The sequence below is a fragment of the Cronobacter sp. 153480017-3 genome (assembly GCF_053627815.1).
This window is the reverse complement of record NZ_JBSEYN010000001.1, coordinates 324,599-340,606: the sequence shown is the minus strand read 5'-3', so window position 1 is coordinate 340,606 and position 16,008 is coordinate 324,599. Positions and strand designations below refer to the sequence as shown.

The following is a 16,008-nucleotide window of genomic DNA, read 5'->3' as shown; positions in this document are numbered from 1 at the left end:
TTGAATGAAAATAATTAATGTTACGTTAAGAAAATTTGGCGCTAAAAAACCTAAACTTGTACAGCTTTGATTTTTTGGCATCCATTCACCCGCCTGTTGGCGGTTTTTTATGCCTGCGACAAACAAGGTTTATATGAAATATTGCTGTTGCATAACCTCATAGACCTTAGCCAAAGCAATGTCGGATTAAAGTGTTATCCGTTACAGCAATAGAGAACATCTTTCGTGTGGTTTGCCCTCTGTAATCCTACTGAAAGGAATTGCGCATGCCCCCAAGAATTCCTAAAGCCTGCCGTAAACGTGGATGTGGTAAATCAACTACAGACAGAAGCGGATACTGCGAAGAGCATAAAGGCGCTGGCTGGGAACGACACAATAAAGGGCGGTCAGCAGCACAGCGAGGCTATGGTGCTGAGTGGCGAAAGGTAAGGAACCTGGTTATCAAGCGCGACAAGGGGTTGTGTCAGACCTGTAAGCGTGAGGGCGTCATTCGTCCCGGTTCAAGCGTCGACCATATCATCGCTAAGGCTCATGGGGGTACAGACGACCCGAGCAATCTCGAATGCATTTGCACAGAACATCACAAAGCTAAAACCGCGAGAGAGCGACTGAGCGTGATGCGGTGAAGAATGCAGGTCATCAGGGAGAGTGAGCAGGGAGGGGCGGGGGTAAATCTCTGGTGAATAAAGCGTTCCAGACTGCCCGCCCCGCTAAATTTTTACGCGTGAGAAATAAGAATTTTTTTCCGGGAGGCTTTCCGCCGGTTTTTTGCTCAGCCAGGAGGTGAATTTATGGCCGGAGTCCGGGCCGCGGGTGGAGGTCGAAAGAAGAATCTCCCTGTAAGCGGCAAAAGCTCAATTACAAATATCAGACCGCCACAAGAGCTAATGAGCGCCGTGGCGGTGAAGGTCTGGAAAAGCACCTCAAAGATACTTATTGAGCGTGGTTTATTTGAACCGGAGGACGCTCCTGTCCTCATGGCCTACTGCAATGCATTTCACCTCATGATCGAAGCCGAGAAGATGATCGCAACCAGTGGAATCATCGCTACCGGCGAGAGCGGCATCAAAAAACATCCCGCGATTAATGTTCGAAACGATGCCGTAGCGCAGATAGCCAGGCTTGGCTCGTTGCTGGGCCTGGACCCTATGAGTCGTGCGCGTATGCTCGGCGCGGGTACGCCTGACGATGAAGAGGGAAATGAATTTGATGAGTTTTAACTTATGGCGACCTATCCGAACGTTAACGACGCGAATCGCTACGCGCGGGATGTTGTCGCTGGGAAGATTCTCGCCTGCCGTTATGTAAAGCTCGCGTGTCAGCGCCATCTTAATGACCTTGAGCGGGCCAAAGATCAGCGCTGGCCATACAGGTTCGACAGAGATAAAGCCGAGCGTTTTTGTCGCTTCTCGCAAAAAATGCCCCACACGTCCGGCGAATGGGCCCGTAAAAAGCTCCGGTTGACGCTGGAGGACTGGCAAAAGTTTTGTTTCTGCGTTTCGTTTGGCTGGGTTCGCAAATCAGATGGACTTCGCCGCTTCCAGGAAATTTACATCGAGGTTCCCCGTAAGAACGGGAAATCACTCATCGCTGCCAGCGTGGGCATTTATATGTTCTGCGCGGACGACGAGCACGGCGCTGAAGTTTACTGCGGAGCCACGACAGAAAAGCAGGCGTTTAAAGTCTTTGAACCTGCGCGCCAAATGGTGCAGAAACTCCCGGCGCTGCGTAAGCGCTTCTCAATAAAGCCGTGGGCAAAAAAAATGACCCGGCCAGATGGCTCGGTGTTTGCGCCGATTGTCGGCGATCCTGGTGATGGTGACTCGCCGAGCTGTGCGATTATCGACGAGTATCACGAACACGCCACAGATGCGCTTTACACGACAATGACGACCGGGCAAGGGGCGCGTGAACAGCCCCTGACGCTCATCATCACGACAGCGGGCTACGATATTGCCTCGCCCTGTTATGACAAGCGCTCACAGGTGGTAGAAATTCTTGAAGGCATTCGCTCTGACGGTGCAAATGAGACGATTTTCGGCATCATTTACACCCTTGATAAGGATGACGACTGGACCTCTGAGGAAGCCATTCGGAAAGCGAACCCTAACCTTGGCGTTTCGCTCAAGCCTGAATTTCTGCGCGCCAAGCAGGAGCTTGCAAAAACCACCCCGAGCCAGACTAACAAGATCCTCACAAAGCACTTTAATTTGTGGGTATCAAGTAAAGCCGCGTTTTACAACATGCAGCGCTGGCAGGAGGCCGCCGACCCGTCGCTGAAGCTGGCGGATTTTGAGGGGGAACCTTGTTACCTCGGAATAGACCTGGCTTCAAAGCTCGACCTCAACGCCGTGGTGCCTGTGTTCATGCGGGAAATCGACGGGCTTAAACACTTTTACTGCGTCGGCGCTCAGTTCTGGGTGCCAGAGGATACGGTCTACTCAACAGATCCGCAGCTAAAACGCACCGCCGAGCGCTATCAGTCGTTTGTAAATCAAGGTGTGCTGATCCCGACCGATGGCGCAGAGGTCGATTATCGGGTGATTTTCGAGTCGATTCTCAGGCTCCGTGACAAGGTGAAAATCGAGATATGCCCCATCGACCCTTACGGCGCGACGTCACTGGCGCATATGCTCAACGATGAAGGGCTAAATCCTGTCACCATTACGCAGAACTTTACGAACATGTCCGACCCGATGCGAGAAATCGAGGCCGCGCTCGCGGCTGGCCGTTTCCATCATGACGGGAATCCGATCCTGACCTGGTGCATCCAGAATGTTGTCGGCAAGTATTACGCAGGCTCTGACGACGTTGTCCGACCGACCAAAGAGGGCAACGAGAACAAAATCGACGGCGCAGTAGCAATGATGATGGGGGTTGGCCGGGCCATGCTCAACGAGCCAGGTGATTTCCTTTCAAATCTTGATGATGAGGATATTTTAACGCTATGAAATTACACGACGTTTTCGGCGTTGTGGGCTTCTGCCTGCTTATCTCCGCTTGTTATTTGCGGTGGGGAACGGCTCCGGCGATGGCTGTCGCGGGCGGTGGCCTGCTTTTAAACGGTCTCGCGATGGCCCGCAAAAGGGGGCGCTGATGTTCCTTGACGCGTTTTTCCGTTCAGACCCTAACGCGGAGCCGGGTAATCCAGAAAATCCTGCCACACCGCTGACAGGCGAGAACATCGCGACAACCTCCGGCATGATTTCTGACGTTTTTGTCTCTCCTGAGACGGCGATGAAACTGGCGGCGGTCTATTCCTGCATTTATGTGCTCTCGTCGAACCTGGCACAAATGCCGCTACACGTTTTGCGGCGCGAGGGGAAAACCGTTCGGCAGGCAACAGAACACCCGGTTTTCTATCTCGTTCATGACGAGCCTAACCCGTGGGAAACCTCGTATAAATGGCGCGAGCTGATGCAACGCCACGTTTTAGGGTGGGGCAATGCTTACACGGAGATTAAACGCAACCGGCGCGGCGAGGTTATCGAGCTGGCGCACCGGATGCCGTGGGAATCGTGCCTGATTAAATTTGATGGCCGCTGGCGTTACGGTATTTACACCGAGGAAGGAAGCTGGTCGGTTCACCCCGACGATATGGTTCACATTAAGGCGATTGGTAACTGCGACAAATGGGGACTCTCACCGATTATGCAGCACGCGCAAACCATCGGCCTGGGGCTCTCAGGGCAGAAGTACACAGAGAGCTTTTTTAACGGCAACGCGCGCCCGGCGGGGATAGTGTCCGTCAAGCAGGAGTTGAACGATAAATCGTGGGATCGGCTTAAAAAAATCTGGCAGAAAGCCGCTGCCGCGCTCCGTTCGCAGGAAAACAAAACGCTCTTGCTCCCTGCCGAACTGGATTACAAAGCCCTGACCATATCGCCGGTAGACGCGCAGCTCGTCGAAATGATGAAGCTAAACCGCAGCATGATAGCGGGGATTTTCAATGTGCCGGCGCACATGATTAACGACCTCGAAAAAGCGACGTTTTCCAACATTTCCGAGCAGTCGATTCAGTTCGTGCGATTCACGATTATGCCGTGGGTTGTTAACTGGGAGCAGGAGCTAAACCGCCGCCTTTTTACCCGGCAGGAGCTGGCCGCCGGTCATTACGTCAAATTCAATCTGGCCGGGTTGTTGCGTGGTACGCCGAAAGAGCGAGCCGAGTTCTACCACTACGCGATCACCGACGGCTGGTTAAGCCGTAACGAAGTGCGAGCGCTGGAAGATAAAAATCCGGTTCCGGGGCTTGATGAAATGCTCGTTTCGGTTAATGCCGCGCAGACAAGCGGAAGTAAAGACAAAACCCCGGAGGGAAACCCTGACAATGAGTGATATTGAAAAGCGCTGTTACGTTGGTGAAGTCCGCGCCGCTGAGGTTGAGGGCGAACCAACCAAAATTATTGGCTATGCGTCTGTATTTAACAGCCGTTCAGAGCTGATTTTCGGCTCGTTCCGCGAAGTGATTAAGCCGGGAGCGTTTGACGATGTCCTCGGCGACGATGTTCGCGCCCTGTTTAACCATGACCCGAATTTTATTTTAGGACGCAGCTCGGCGGGGACGTTGTCCCTCTCTGTCGACGACAGAGGCTTGCGTTACGAAATCACAGCGCCACAAACGCAGACAATCCGCGATCTGGTTCTCGCGCCGATGCAGCGCGGAGACATTTCACAAAGCTCCTTTGCGTTCCGTGTCGCCCGCGATGGCGAACGCTGGTATCAGGATGAAGACGGCGTCGTCGTTCGCGAAATTACTCGCTTTTCCCGCTTGCTGGACGTTTCGCCTGTCACCTATCCGGCTTATCAGGAGGCCGACAGCGCCGTCCGTTCGCTGGAGCAGTGGCGCAGCCAACAGGCAGAGCAGGATCAGCGCAGCGCTGAGGCGCGGCAAAAGCAGACGACAGAGAAAGCCGCTCGCGAGCGAGTTCTTGACCTGTTAGCGCGACCGTAACTAACCCTTTAATTAAACAACCTCGCTTCGGCGGGGTTTTTTTATATCTAAAAAAGAGTGATTGACCTTATGAAATTGCACGAAATGCAGCAAAAACGCGCCACTATCGCCGCTGAAATGCGCGCCCTGAACGAAAAAATCGGCGATGCATCTTGGACTGAGGAGCAGCGCAGCCAGTGGGACAATGCAAAACACGAATACGACAAGCTCGACGCGGCGATTAAGCGCGAGGAAGAACTCCGCGCGATGGATAATATCCTCGCAGCCGAAAACGAACCCGAACACCGCAACAACCCGGAGGGCTCCGAAGATGAACGTCGCGCCGCTGTTTTCGACAAGTTTGTCCGCCACGGCTTAGGGGAACTGTCAACGGAAGAAAAGCGCACTCTAAAAGAGTTTCGCGCCCAGGGTATCGACGACGGTGAGGGCGGCGGTTCTAAAGGCGGTTTCACCGTGCCGAAACAGTTCCGAAACCGTGTCGTTGAGGCAATGAAAGCCTACGGCGGGATCGCGGGTGTTTGCCAGATTCTGAGCACATCGAATGGTCAGGATATCGACTGGACTTATAGTGACGGCACCGCCGATATGGGCGTGATGCTCGGAGAGAACGAGGAAGCGAGCGAAGGCGATGTCACTTTCGAGCCGATCACTATCGGTGCCAAAAAAATGACGTCGAAAATTATCCGCGTTTCTAACGAGCTGTTACTCGATAGCGGCATCGACATTAACGGCTATCTGGCCGCACGTATCGCGCAGCGCCTGGGCCGTGGCGAAGCGGCGCAAATCGTTAACGGTGACGGCACCGGTAAAAACGTTAAAGGACTGGCTAAGTGGGTGACGAAAACCACATCCGCCGCAGCCGCTGACGCGTTTACTTGGGAGGAGTTGCTCGCGCTGAAACACAGCGTCGATCCGGCCTATCGCAATTCGCCGAAATTCCGCTTTGCATTTAACGACAATACCCTGCTGAAAATCTCCTCTATGAAAGATGCGCAGGGCCGTCCGCTCTGGCTCCCGGATGTGGTTGGTATGGCACCGGCGACCGTACTCAACGTGCCTTACGTTATCGATCAGGCGATTGCCGATATTGGGGCGGGTAAACAGTTCGTGTATTGCGGTGACTTTGACCGCTTCATCTTACGCCGTGTGGCGTACATGACCCTGATGCGACTCACTGAGCGTTACGCGGAATATGATCAGGTTGGTTTCCTGGCCTTCCATCGCTTCGACTGCGCTCTCGAAGATGCCGCAGCGGTTAAAGCGCTGGTCGGTAAAGACGAGGCAAAGTAACCGGGGTGACACTTGATCCGACCGCGCTTTCTGTCGCGGTCGGGGCGACCTCGCCAATTAAAGCAAGTGTTACCCCTGAAAACGCCACAAACAAGGCGCTTAACTGGACGTCAGGAGACGAAGCCATCGCAACCGTTGACGCCTCCGGCGTTGTGACTGGCGTCGCTGAGGGCGGCCCGGTAGACGTTACCGCGACAGCGGCGGACGGCTCCGGCGTTTCTGCTTCCTGCGCCGTCACTGTCGCAGCGGAAAAGCGAACTAAATCTAAATAACGCCCTCCGGGGCGTTTTTTATTGAGGCCGAGCCGTGATTCTTTCCCTTTCAGAAATTAAAGCGCAGTTGCGTATTGAGGAGGATTTCACCGAGGAGGACGCACTTTTAACCCTCCTCGGCGGGGCCGCTGAGGCCCGCACCTCGAATTACCTCAACCGCAGGTTATACGCGACGGAAGTCCCCGACACTGACGAGGACGGACTCGTCGTCTCTGACGATATCCGCCAGGCAATGCTGATGCTCTGTAGTCATTTTTATGAAAACCGATCATCAACGTCTGATGTGGAAATGACAGAGATGCCGCAGTCGTTTAAATGGCTTGTCGATGCATACAGGTTTATCCCGCTATGAAAAGAAGCCCGTCACAGACAGCGACGCGCTATTCGTTTCCCGATCCCGGAGAGCTTAACCGACGCGTTCAGTTCAGAAAGCGCGTTGATTCACCGGCGGCTGATTTCGGCACGGAAAGCGAGGAGATCGACACGTTCCGGGCGTGGGCGAGAGTCCAGCAAACCGGCGCAACGACTTATCAGTCGTCTGTTCAGACCGGCGAAGCCGTGACGCACCTCATCACGATCCGCTACCGGTCTGGCATGTCGAGCGAGTGGCAAATCGTGTTACCCGGAGGTGAGGTTTTACGCGTCCGGCGAATCCGCGATCTCAATTCCGAGCGCCGGTTCCTGCTTCTGGAGTGCGAGAGCCTCGGCGACGCGGATCACTACAGCGGGGCGGTGTATGGCTGATTCTCCTCTCTTTCACGTCGATTATGACGTCCCGGAGCAGATGGAATTTAAACGCCCCGTCATGCGCCGCGCGTTCGTCAAAATCGGTCAGGTTCACATGCGGGACGCCCGTCGGCTGGTAATGAAACGGGGGACGTCGAAACCCGGCGAAAACCCCGGATACAAAACCGGCAGGCTGGCGCGCTCAATCGGCTATTACGTTCCGCGCGCCTCGAAAAACCGTTCCGGGATGATGGTGCGAATCGCACCGAACCAGAAACGGGGAGAGGGAAACCACCGTATTGAGGGTGACTTTTACCCGGCTTTCCTGTTCTACGGCGTTCGCCGTGGCGCGAAGCGGCAGCGCTCGCACCACAAAGGCAAATCCGGCGGCTCCGGGTGGAAGGTGGCCCCACGTAATAACTACATGACCGAAGTGTTAGCGCGTCGCAAAGCCTGGACGCGCTACACACTGCAACGCGCGTTACGAAAAGCCTTGCGGCCGCCGAAGGTCAGGAGGGTAAGGGCATGAAATTATCGTTAATTATCGAGGCGTTGAGATCGCGGGCTCCGTCTTTTAAATCCCGAGTCGCGGGCGCGGCTGAGTTTCAGGCGCTGGAGTCTAATGCAAAGATGATGCTCCCCGCCGCTTACGTCATTCCGACCGGCGATACCGTCTCCCGCCAGGAGTCGCAAACCGACTACTACCAGGTTGTGAATGAGGGTTTTGCCGTGGTTGTCGTGCTTGATAACAGGCGGGATTTGCGCGGCCAAACCGCCGCGTTTGATGCCGTCGATTCAATCCGGGCGGAGATATTCGGCGCGATTCTTGGATGGGAGCCGGACGATTGCACACACCAGATCACCTATGACGGCGGGCAGGTCGTCGAAATGAACCGCGCCGCGCTTTATTACCAGTTCGATTTCACCGCTGAACGGGAAATAACCGACATAGACACGCGCCATCGCCGCGATCTGGACGAGCTTGTCCCGCTCGAAACGGTGGCTGTCGATGTGGACTTTATCGACCCCGGCAACGGGCCGGACGGCGACATCGAGCATCACGACGAAATCCACTTCACGGAGTAACTCTCATGTTTGTCATTCCAGTTAAAGGGCGGAAAGTCCCCGATCCGCTCCGGGGCGACGTTTTGCCCGAAAAGGGGAGAAATGTCGAAAAAAACTCCTACTGGCTCCGCCGTCTCCGGGACGGTGACGTAAAAGAAACCTCTCAAAAAAGGCGATTAAATGTCTGTTAGTTTTGATTCCATCCCCTCAAATATCCGCGTTCCGCTGTTTTATGCGGAAATGGATAACAGTAAGGCCAACACCGCGCAGACCTCCGCGCCCGCGCTTCTGATTGGGCAGGCGCTTGAAGATGCAGCCATCGAGCGTAATAAGCTGGTTCTGATGCCGACCGCCGATCAGGCGCGCAAGTTATGCGGACAGGGATCACCGCTGGCGCGCATGGTGGACGCCTATCGCAAAACCGATCCGTTTGGCGAGCTGTATGTTATCGCCGTTTCTGACCCGAAAGGGGCTCCGGCGGTTGGTGAGGTGACGTTCTCCGGCAGCGCTAACGCGTCGGGCGCGGTCTCGCTGTATATCGGAGCCAAACGTATCGCGGGCGCGGTAACGTCCGGCGATTCAGCGCTGGATGCGGCGCAATCCCTGGCCGATGCCATCAATGCCGATCCCGATCTGCCTGTTCTGGCGTCCGCGACTGCTGTTACCAGTGACGTAAAAATCACCGGGCTGACGGTCGCCCCGACGCTGACCATAAAAACCGGCGAAAGCGCAGGCATCGACGTGACCATCGTTCCCGACAATGCCACCAATAAAACCCTCTCCTGGGAATCCGACGACACCGCGATCGCCACGGTTGACGATGACGGCACCATTACCGGTGTTGCCGAAGGTGCCGCCAACGTTACCGCGACGACGACCGACGGTTCGGGGCTTTCTGGCGTGTGCGAAGTTACTGTCGAGAAAAACGAAACACGGTTAGCCAAACGAAGCCTCAAAAAAGCGACCTCCGCCCGCGCTGGCGATGAAGTTGTCGGGGCAAAAGTCACGCTGACTGCAAAATACAGCGGCGAGGCGGGCAATCAGATCCCGCTGATGCTGAACTATTACGGCGCGATCAGCGGCGAAGAAATCCCGGATGGCCTGACGGTTTCCCTGTCCGCGATGCAGGACGGCGCGGGCGTGGTCAGTCTCGACAATGTGATCGCCGCGATGGGTGACGAGCCGTTCGATTTTATTGGTCTGCCGTATAACGACGCGGCGACGTTAAAGCAGATGGGCGAGGAGATGAATGATTCCTCGGGCCGCTGGAGCTGGTCACGACAGCTCTACGGGCATGTTTACACCGCCAAAATTGGCCCACTGACGGAGCTTGTCGCGTTCGGTGAAGCGCTTAACGACCCGCACCTCACCATTGCGGGTTATGAGCCAAAAACGCAGACCGCGCCGGAGGAGCTTCTGGCGTCCCGCCTGGGCCGTCAGGCGGTGTTTATTCGCAATGATCCGGCCCGACCGACGCAGACCGGCGAGATCACCGGCGCGTTACCGGCTCCGGTCGGTGAGCGTTTCTCCATGACCGAGCGCCAGTCCCTGCTGACTCACGGGATCGCCAGCTCGACAGTTAACAGCGGGACGCTTCTTATCGAGCGTGATATCACGACCTATCAGAAGAACAAATTCGGCGTGGCGGATAACAGCTATCTCGACAGTGAAACCCTTCACACCTCCGCTTATGTTCTGCGCAAGCTGAAATCGGTCATCACGACCAAATATCCGCGACACAAGCTCGCGAATGACGGGACTCGCTTCGGGCCTGGTCAGGCGATTGTCACTCCGTCCGTGTTACGCGGCGAAATCTGCGCCGCTTATCGCGAAATGGAGCTTGCCGGTATCGTCGAGAATTTCGACGTGTTCAAAAAATACCTGATTGTTGAGCGTAACGCTGACGACCCGAACCGCGTTGATGTGCTGTTCCCGCCTGATTACGTGAATCAGCTCCGCGTGTTCGCGCTTAAAAATCAGTTCCGCCTCCAGTATTCGAATGAGGAAATGGCAAATGGGTAAGATTGCAGGCACCTGTTACATCAAAGTTGACGGACTCCAGCTCTCCGCAACCGGCGGCGTGGAGGTTCCCATGAACACGCGTCTTAAAGAGGACGTGATCGCTCTTGATGGCTCTGTCGACTACAAGGAAACGCACCGTGCGCCCTATACCAAACTCACCGCGAAAGTTCCGAAGGGGTTCCCGCGCGATAAGCTTATCAGCTCGGAAAATATGACGGTAACGAGCGAGCTTGCCAACGGGGACGTGTATGTCCTTTCTAACGCGTGGGTGAATGGCGAAATGAACCATAACCCCGAGGACGGCACGGTCGACATTGAGTTTCACGGTCAGGAGGGTTTTTACCAGTGATTAAAGAAATTACACTTTCACAGCCAGTCATGGCGCATGGCGAGAAACTTCATGTGCTGGAACTCCGCCCCCCGCGCTTCGATGAGGTCGAGGCGCTCGGCTTCCCATTCAATGTGGGCGCGGATGGTGCGATGAAAATCGACAGCGCCGTCGCCCTGAAATACATCCCCGCGCTGGCGGGGATTCCCCGCAGTTCCGCTGAAAAACTGGCGCTCCGTGATGTGTTCATGATCTCCATGCATATCATGGGTTTTTTTACGTCCTCGGAAACGGAAGCGGACTCCGCCGGCGACTCTACAACGTCGCGCATTTCTGGCGAGTAAACCCTTTAGAGCTGAAACGCGCCTCCATCACGGATTTCGCCGAGATGGAGGCCGAAGCCGTTCGCATTAATGAGGAGTTAAAAGGCAATGGCTGATTCATTCGAGCTGAAGGCGATTATCACCGCCGTTGATCGCCTTTCCGCTCCGCTAAAGGGGATGCAACGCCAGCTAAAGGGATTTCAGAAAGAGTTCTCGGGGCTAACAGTCGGTGCAGGCGTGGCAGGGAGCGCCATTCTCGGAGCAATAGCGGGAGCCTCAAAAGAGGCGATGGGCCTCGAAAACAACATGGCCGACGCCCGCAAGGCAATAGAGGAGCTTCACGACCCGAAAGCATTCCAGAAAATGACAAACGATATCGTCGATATGTCGACGCGGCTCCCGATGGCCGCCGAGGGTATCGCCGAGATCGTCGCTGAGGCGGGGAACGCAGGCATCCCGTTTAACGAGCTGACGCGCTTCGCCGAGGATGCCACAAAAGCCGCCGTCGGGTTTGGTATGACGGCAGCGGATGCCGGACATCAGTTAGCGGTGTGGAGGACGTCGTTTAAGCTGACGCAAGAGGAGGTCATGACACTGTCGGATCAGATGAACTACCTCGCCATGACCGGCCCGACGACCGAGAAAAAAATCGGCGCGGTGGTGACGTCTGTCGGCAACCTGGCGACGACGGCGGGCGTTTCAACGCGTGACCTTGCGGCGATTGCTGCAACGATTACCGGCGTTGGGGTGGATGCTGACGTCGCGGGAACCGGGGTTCAGAATTTCATGCTCGCACTGACCAATGCGAACACCGGTAATGCGAAAGCCGTGCTTAAAGCTATCGGCCTGACTTCTGAGGAAGTGGCCAAAGGGATGCAGAAAGACAGCCGGGGGATGATGCTCCGTGTTCTTGAAGGACTGAGCCATGTCTCTAAGGATAAGCAGGCCAAAGGGCTGGAATGGCTTTTCGGCAGGGAGTCAATCAAGGCGATAGCGCCGCTTCTGACTAACCTCGATCTTTTGCGGAAAAACTTTAATGCTGTCTCTGATGCGTCCAAATATGCCGGAGCCACACAACGGGAATACGACTCGCGCGTTCACACCACAGAGAAACAACTCCAGATCCTGAAAAACCAGTTTACGGCGATGGCGATTACTGTCGGGAATGAGTTTTTGCCGATGATAGTTAAGGCTGTTGATGCGCTTAAGCCGTTTATGAAGCAGGGACTTGAGTTTATCCGCCAGAATCCTGAAACAGTGAAATCTGTCGCTAAATTAGGGGCGGCTTTGCTGGGCGTTGCTGCGGCAACCGGTGCAGTGAGTCGGGCAATTAAAATAATGAATTTCGCCATGAACATGAGTCCCGCTAAAGCGGCGATAGGGCTTCTCGTTTTTGGCGCATACGAGATTATCGAACACTGGGACGAGGTCGGGCCGGTCATTAAAAAGGTATGGCAGGAAATCGACAACATTGTTCAAAAAATGGGGGGATGGGAGACAGCTATCAAGTCCATGGCCGCGCTTGCCGCGCTTTATATCGGCGTGAGATTTATCGCGAATATCAGGACGGCTATCGGGATGCAGGACGGTTTGACGGCGGCTGTCGGGCGAACAGCAACCGCTATGAAGGGCATCGGTACTATCAGCCTGATAGCGGGCCTGATAGAGCTTGGACAATACGCTCAAAAGCTCGAAAAAGAACACCCCTGGCTGATTAAAAATTTTGCGGCTGATTCGTTAAATAGCGGCTTTGGTCTGAATGACAAAATGGATAAATGGGGTAAACAGTTTCACGATTTTGTTTACGACAAAACAGGGTGGCAAATGCCGCGAGCTGATGGTTATTTCTCCGGGCAAGGATATTCGCCGTCCGTACCGTTAGATCGTCCGGTCGGAGGCCGCTCACAAAGCGAGTTAACCGTCACGTTTGAAAATGCACCGCCAGGGATGCGGGTTATCGACCCGAAATCCGGCGATCCGTTTATGTCGGTGAAAACCGATGTCGCATATTCCCCTTTCAGAAACCCACGTTAAACCCGCTCCGGCGGGTTTTTTTATGAGGGCCGATCATGGCATTTGAAACCGGCTGGCGCGCGCGTCTGCAAAGCGCCTCCTTTCGCGGCGTTCCCTTTGAGGTTGAAAGCGATGAGGGCATTTTTGGCCGCCGCGTTCAGGTTCACGAATATCCCAACCGCGACAAGCCGTTTACCGAGGATTTGGGGCGGGCCGCGCGACGTATAACCATCAATGCATACCTCATCGGCGACGATTACCCCGAGAAGCGCGACCGGCTTATTGCCGCCATCGAGACAGAGGGCGCGGCGACGCTGGTTCATCCGTATTACGGCGAAATGAAAGGGAATGTCGACGGTCAGGTACGCGTGACCCACAGCAATCAGGAGGGGCGAATGTGTCGCGTGTCGTTTCAGTTCGTTGAGTCCGGCGAGCTGACATTCCCGACATCCGGCACGGCAACCGACGCGAGCCTCGACAGCTCGGCGGGTTCTCTGGCCGATGCTATCTCCGGCGCTTTCTCGGCGTTCTCTCTGGACGGGTTAAGCGATTTTGTTCAGAGCGGCGTTCTGGCTGACGCGGCGGAGATGTTCGACGTTATCGCCGACGCGTTCACAATGGTGGATTCCGGTATCTCCGCCGCCATGCGACTTGTGCAGGGCGATTTGTCAGTGATCCTGATGCCGCCGAGTTCCGCTAATGATTTTGTTCGTAACCTGCAAAAAGCCTGGCGGGCCGGGACACGTCTTACCGGCGATGCCTCGGATCTGGTCACGATGGTTAAGACCATCAGTGGCGTAACGGTTGATTCCGGGTTAGCACCTCGCGGCGTCTGGAGTTCTGACAGCGGGACAACCGCCTCACGCAAGGCTCAAACGAACCTTGTCGCCTCGACGATGCGCGTCGTCTCGATATCTGAAGCAGCGCGCGCGGTCGCGCAAATCCCGTCGCCGCCGGGTAACAGCGCATTGCAGGGCGGCGCGAACTCTGTATCGGATATCGTCAATATCAGTCATCCCGCGCTGGATTCACAGTCCGCCACCACGGCGCGCGCCACTCCGGCAACCTGGGACGACTTAACGGATATCCGCACCGCGCTGAATGCGGCGATAGACAGCGAGCAGGCCCGCACAACGGACGATGCCGTTTTTATGGCGCTGACGAGGCTCCGGGCCGATCTCAACAAAGATATCTCGTCGCGTCTGGCGCAGGTTGAGAAAACGGTGTCCCGGATACCGTCCGAATCGCTCCCGGCGGTTGTGCTGGCGGCGCAGTGGTTCGACGACGCCAGTCGGGAAACTGACATCCTCTATCGCAATAACATAGCGCACCCCGGCTTTGTGCCGGTGGTGCCGCTGAGGGTTCCCGTCCGATGAATAACACCGTTTTTTTACGCGTGAACGGTCGCGAGTGGGGCGGGTGGACATCCGTTCGCATTTCCGCAGGTGTAGACCGCGCCGCGCGAGATTTTAACGTCGAAATCACCCGACAATGGCCCGGCGCGACAGAGTCCACGCCGCAGATAAAGAACGGCGACGCGGTCGAGGTCAGAATCGGTGACGACCTTGTTCTCACAGGCTGGATCGAGGCGACCCCCGTCCGCTACGACGCGCGGTCGTTAAGTATGGCGATTGTCGGGCGCAGCAAAACCGGCGATCTGATTGATTGCACCGCCACGCCCGCGCAGCACTCCGGGGCGACGCTTGCGGAGATTGCCGCCTCGCTGGCCGCGCCGTTTAAAGTGAATGTCATCGACGCAGGCGCGCCGACGACCGCGCTTATTGATGCGCAGCCGCAGCACGGCGAAACGGTCATTGACTGCCTTTACCGGCTTCTTGGTCAGGTTCAGGCGCTGGTTTATGACAACGAAAAGGGCGAACTCGTCCTCGGTGTCGTCGGTTCGGCGAAAGCCGCGACGGCGCTCGTTCTCGGTGAAAATATCCTGTCGTGTGATACCGAGCGAAGCATCAAAGACCGTTTCTCTGAGTATCTCGTTACCGGGCAGCGACCGGGAACGGACGACGATTTCGGCGAGGCAACCATCGCCGCTATTAAACAAAAAAGCGGTGACAGCGCGATCACCCGTTACCGTCCCTACACAATCCAGCAAAGCGGCGCGGCGACATCGGCGACCTGTAAAGCCCGGTGTGAGTTTGAGCAGGCGCAGCGCGCCGCGAAAACGCGCGAAACGACTTACACCGTTCAGGGTTGGCGCCAGGGTAACGGCGCGTTATGGGCACCAAATATGAAAGTTATCGTCTACGACCCGTTTTGCGGCTTCGATAACGAGGAGTTGATTATCGGTGAGGTGACATTCATTAAAGGCGATCAGGGAACGACGACGGAGCTTCGCGTCGCGCCCGCTGATGCGTATCTCCCGGAGCCCGCCGCAGCAAAAACCAAAAAGGTGAAAAAGGAGATCGTGTTCTGATGGGTATTAAGCAGGCGATTTCTAATCTCGCAGCGCGTGCCGTTCTGGCGGCGCTGGACTCCTCCAGAAAATGCCAGGCCGCAGGGTTAAAACTGATTGCCGGGGATACGAAAGAGAACGTCGAATACATCGAGCCTTACGGCTTTACGTCAACCGCACACGCAGGCGCGGAGGCGGTTGTCCTGTTCCCGTCGGGTGACCGTTCTCACGGCGTTGTTATCTCTGTTTCTGACCGGCGTTACCGGCTGAAAGGGCTCAAGTCTGGCGAGGTGGCCGTCTACACGGACGAGGGAGATTCGATTGTTCTCAAACGCGGGCGCGTCACCGAGATAACGACATCCGAGCTTGTGATTAATGCTGAGTCGAAAATTTCGCTCAACGCCCCGCAGCTCGTCGTTAATGCATCCTCCGGCGTCTCATTCACGACGCCGACCATCACAACAAGTGGGGACTTTTCAGCGGCGGGCGAGGTATCCGACGGCGTCGGCACCTTGTCGGCAATCCGCACCACATATAACGGACACAAGCACACCGCCCAGGGTGAAACCGCAGAAACGACCGGCCCTTCTGCTTCAATGGGGTAA

At 55.8% G+C, this 16,008-nt stretch carries 19 protein-coding genes; all 19 read left to right on the top strand.

Annotated elements, in window-relative coordinates; translation table 11 throughout:
• Positions 1-266 precede the first annotated feature (266 nt).
• The 19 genes from ACUW6V_RS01615 to ACUW6V_RS01525 all read left to right on the top strand — a co-directional run bounded on the left by ACUW6V_RS01615 (position 267) and on the right by ACUW6V_RS01525 (position 16,008).
• Positions 267-626, top strand: a complete 360-nt coding sequence (locus ACUW6V_RS01615; protein WP_109996036.1) for an HNH endonuclease — start codon at positions 267-269, stop codon at positions 624-626.
• Positions 627-791: 165 nt separating this feature from the next.
• Positions 792-1,220 (top strand): phage terminase small subunit P27 family, encoded by a 429-nt coding sequence (locus ACUW6V_RS01610; protein WP_015386663.1) that lies wholly within the window; start codon positions 792-794, stop codon positions 1,218-1,220.
• Positions 1,221-1,223: 3 nt separating this feature from the next.
• Positions 1,224-2,951, top strand: coding sequence for a terminase large subunit (locus ACUW6V_RS01605; RefSeq protein WP_105607856.1), 1,728 nt, complete (start codon positions 1,224-1,226; stop codon positions 2,949-2,951).
• 145 nt (positions 2,952-3,096) lie between these two features.
• On the top strand, positions 3,097-4,338 hold the full coding sequence (locus ACUW6V_RS01600) for a phage portal protein (RefSeq protein ID WP_007793902.1): 1,242 nt from the start codon (positions 3,097-3,099) through the stop codon (positions 4,336-4,338).
• On the top strand, positions 4,331-4,954 hold the full coding sequence (locus ACUW6V_RS01595; RefSeq protein WP_012124620.1) for an HK97 family phage prohead protease: 624 nt from the start codon (positions 4,331-4,333) through the stop codon (positions 4,952-4,954). Before ACUW6V_RS01600 ends, ACUW6V_RS01595 begins: the two co-directional genes overlap by 8 nt.
• Positions 4,955-5,023: 69 nt before the next feature.
• Positions 5,024-6,244: a phage major capsid protein gene (locus ACUW6V_RS01590; protein WP_105607855.1), complete on the top strand. Its 1,221-nt coding sequence runs from the start codon at positions 5,024-5,026 to the stop codon at positions 6,242-6,244.
• Positions 6,245-6,249: 5 nt separating this feature from the next.
• Complete coding sequence (locus ACUW6V_RS01585; protein ID WP_085105343.1) at positions 6,250-6,516, top strand: Ig-like domain-containing protein; 267 nt, start codon at positions 6,250-6,252, stop codon at positions 6,514-6,516.
• 34 nt (positions 6,517-6,550) lie between these two features.
• Positions 6,551-6,868: a head-tail connector protein gene (locus tag ACUW6V_RS01580; protein ID WP_012124623.1), complete on the top strand. Its 318-nt coding sequence runs from the start codon at positions 6,551-6,553 to the stop codon at positions 6,866-6,868.
• Positions 6,865-7,260, top strand: coding sequence for a phage head closure protein (locus tag ACUW6V_RS01575; protein ID WP_012124624.1), 396 nt, complete (start codon positions 6,865-6,867; stop codon positions 7,258-7,260). The genes ACUW6V_RS01580 and ACUW6V_RS01575 overlap by 4 nt, the downstream gene beginning before the upstream one ends.
• Complete coding sequence (locus ACUW6V_RS01570) at positions 7,253-7,771, top strand: hypothetical protein (RefSeq protein WP_105607854.1); 519 nt, start codon at positions 7,253-7,255, stop codon at positions 7,769-7,771. Before ACUW6V_RS01575 ends, ACUW6V_RS01570 begins: the two co-directional genes overlap by 8 nt.
• Entirely contained in the window at positions 7,768-8,328 is a 561-nt protein-coding gene (locus ACUW6V_RS01565; protein WP_105607853.1) for a Gp37 family protein, read from the top strand. Before ACUW6V_RS01570 ends, ACUW6V_RS01565 begins: the two co-directional genes overlap by 4 nt.
• A gap of 5 nt (positions 8,329-8,333) precedes the next feature.
• Positions 8,334-8,498 (top strand): DUF2635 domain-containing protein, encoded by a 165-nt coding sequence (locus ACUW6V_RS01560; protein ID WP_015386668.1) that lies wholly within the window; start codon positions 8,334-8,336, stop codon positions 8,496-8,498.
• Positions 8,488-10,329: a phage tail sheath subtilisin-like domain-containing protein gene (locus ACUW6V_RS01555; RefSeq protein WP_015386669.1), complete on the top strand. Its 1,842-nt coding sequence runs from the start codon at positions 8,488-8,490 to the stop codon at positions 10,327-10,329. The genes ACUW6V_RS01560 and ACUW6V_RS01555 overlap by 11 nt, the downstream gene beginning before the upstream one ends.
• The gene (locus tag ACUW6V_RS01550; RefSeq protein ID WP_007668785.1) at positions 10,322-10,678 is read left to right on the top strand and encodes a phage tail tube protein; all 357 of its coding nucleotides are present in this window, start codon (positions 10,322-10,324) and stop codon (positions 10,676-10,678) included. Before ACUW6V_RS01555 ends, ACUW6V_RS01550 begins: the two co-directional genes overlap by 8 nt.
• Complete coding sequence (locus ACUW6V_RS01545) at positions 10,675-11,001, top strand: phage tail assembly protein (protein WP_007793886.1); 327 nt, start codon at positions 10,675-10,677, stop codon at positions 10,999-11,001. Before ACUW6V_RS01550 ends, ACUW6V_RS01545 begins: the two co-directional genes overlap by 4 nt.
• A gap of 87 nt (positions 11,002-11,088) precedes the next feature.
• Positions 11,089-13,014: a phage tail tape measure protein gene (locus ACUW6V_RS01540; protein WP_105607852.1), complete on the top strand. Its 1,926-nt coding sequence runs from the start codon at positions 11,089-11,091 to the stop codon at positions 13,012-13,014.
• Between the two features lie 35 nt (positions 13,015-13,049).
• A complete protein-coding gene (locus tag ACUW6V_RS01535) occupies positions 13,050-14,369 on the top strand; it encodes a DNA circularization protein (RefSeq protein WP_085105349.1) in 1,320 nt (439 codons plus the stop codon).
• Entirely contained in the window at positions 14,366-15,424 is a 1,059-nt protein-coding gene (locus ACUW6V_RS01530; protein ID WP_109996039.1) for a phage baseplate assembly protein, read from the top strand. The genes ACUW6V_RS01535 and ACUW6V_RS01530 overlap by 4 nt, the downstream gene beginning before the upstream one ends.
• Positions 15,424-16,008: a phage baseplate assembly protein V gene (locus ACUW6V_RS01525; protein ID WP_085013519.1), complete on the top strand. Its 585-nt coding sequence runs from the start codon at positions 15,424-15,426 to the stop codon at positions 16,006-16,008. The genes ACUW6V_RS01530 and ACUW6V_RS01525 overlap by 1 nt, the downstream gene beginning before the upstream one ends.

What these genes read in the sequence shown, in the direction of transcription:
- ACUW6V_RS01615 (WP_109996036.1), top strand. Translation starts at nt 267, where the DNA reads ATGCCCCCAAGAATTCCTAAAGCCTGCCGTAAACGTGGATGTGGTAAA.
- ACUW6V_RS01610 (WP_015386663.1), top strand. Translation starts at nt 792, where the DNA reads ATGGCCGGAGTCCGGGCCGCGGGTGGAGGTCGAAAGAAGAATCTCCCT.
- ACUW6V_RS01605 (WP_105607856.1), top strand. Translation starts at nt 1,224, where the DNA reads ATGGCGACCTATCCGAACGTTAACGACGCGAATCGCTACGCGCGGGAT.
- ACUW6V_RS01600 (WP_007793902.1), top strand. Translation starts at nt 3,097, where the DNA reads ATGTTCCTTGACGCGTTTTTCCGTTCAGACCCTAACGCGGAGCCGGGT.
- ACUW6V_RS01595 (WP_012124620.1), top strand. Translation starts at nt 4,331, where the DNA reads ATGAGTGATATTGAAAAGCGCTGTTACGTTGGTGAAGTCCGCGCCGCT.
- ACUW6V_RS01590 (WP_105607855.1), top strand. Translation starts at nt 5,024, where the DNA reads ATGAAATTGCACGAAATGCAGCAAAAACGCGCCACTATCGCCGCTGAA.
- ACUW6V_RS01575 (WP_012124624.1), top strand. Translation starts at nt 6,865, where the DNA reads ATGAAAAGAAGCCCGTCACAGACAGCGACGCGCTATTCGTTTCCCGAT.
- ACUW6V_RS01570 (WP_105607854.1), top strand. Translation starts at nt 7,253, where the DNA reads ATGGCTGATTCTCCTCTCTTTCACGTCGATTATGACGTCCCGGAGCAG.
- ACUW6V_RS01565 (WP_105607853.1), top strand. Translation starts at nt 7,768, where the DNA reads ATGAAATTATCGTTAATTATCGAGGCGTTGAGATCGCGGGCTCCGTCT.
- ACUW6V_RS01560 (WP_015386668.1), top strand. Translation starts at nt 8,334, where the DNA reads ATGTTTGTCATTCCAGTTAAAGGGCGGAAAGTCCCCGATCCGCTCCGG.
- ACUW6V_RS01555 (WP_015386669.1), top strand. Translation starts at nt 8,488, where the DNA reads ATGTCTGTTAGTTTTGATTCCATCCCCTCAAATATCCGCGTTCCGCTG.
- ACUW6V_RS01550 (WP_007668785.1), top strand. Translation starts at nt 10,322, where the DNA reads ATGGGTAAGATTGCAGGCACCTGTTACATCAAAGTTGACGGACTCCAG.
- ACUW6V_RS01540 (WP_105607852.1), top strand. Translation starts at nt 11,089, where the DNA reads ATGGCTGATTCATTCGAGCTGAAGGCGATTATCACCGCCGTTGATCGC.
- ACUW6V_RS01535 (WP_085105349.1), top strand. Translation starts at nt 13,050, where the DNA reads ATGGCATTTGAAACCGGCTGGCGCGCGCGTCTGCAAAGCGCCTCCTTT.
- ACUW6V_RS01530 (WP_109996039.1), top strand. Translation starts at nt 14,366, where the DNA reads ATGAATAACACCGTTTTTTTACGCGTGAACGGTCGCGAGTGGGGCGGG.
- ACUW6V_RS01525 (WP_085013519.1), top strand. Translation starts at nt 15,424, where the DNA reads ATGGGTATTAAGCAGGCGATTTCTAATCTCGCAGCGCGTGCCGTTCTG.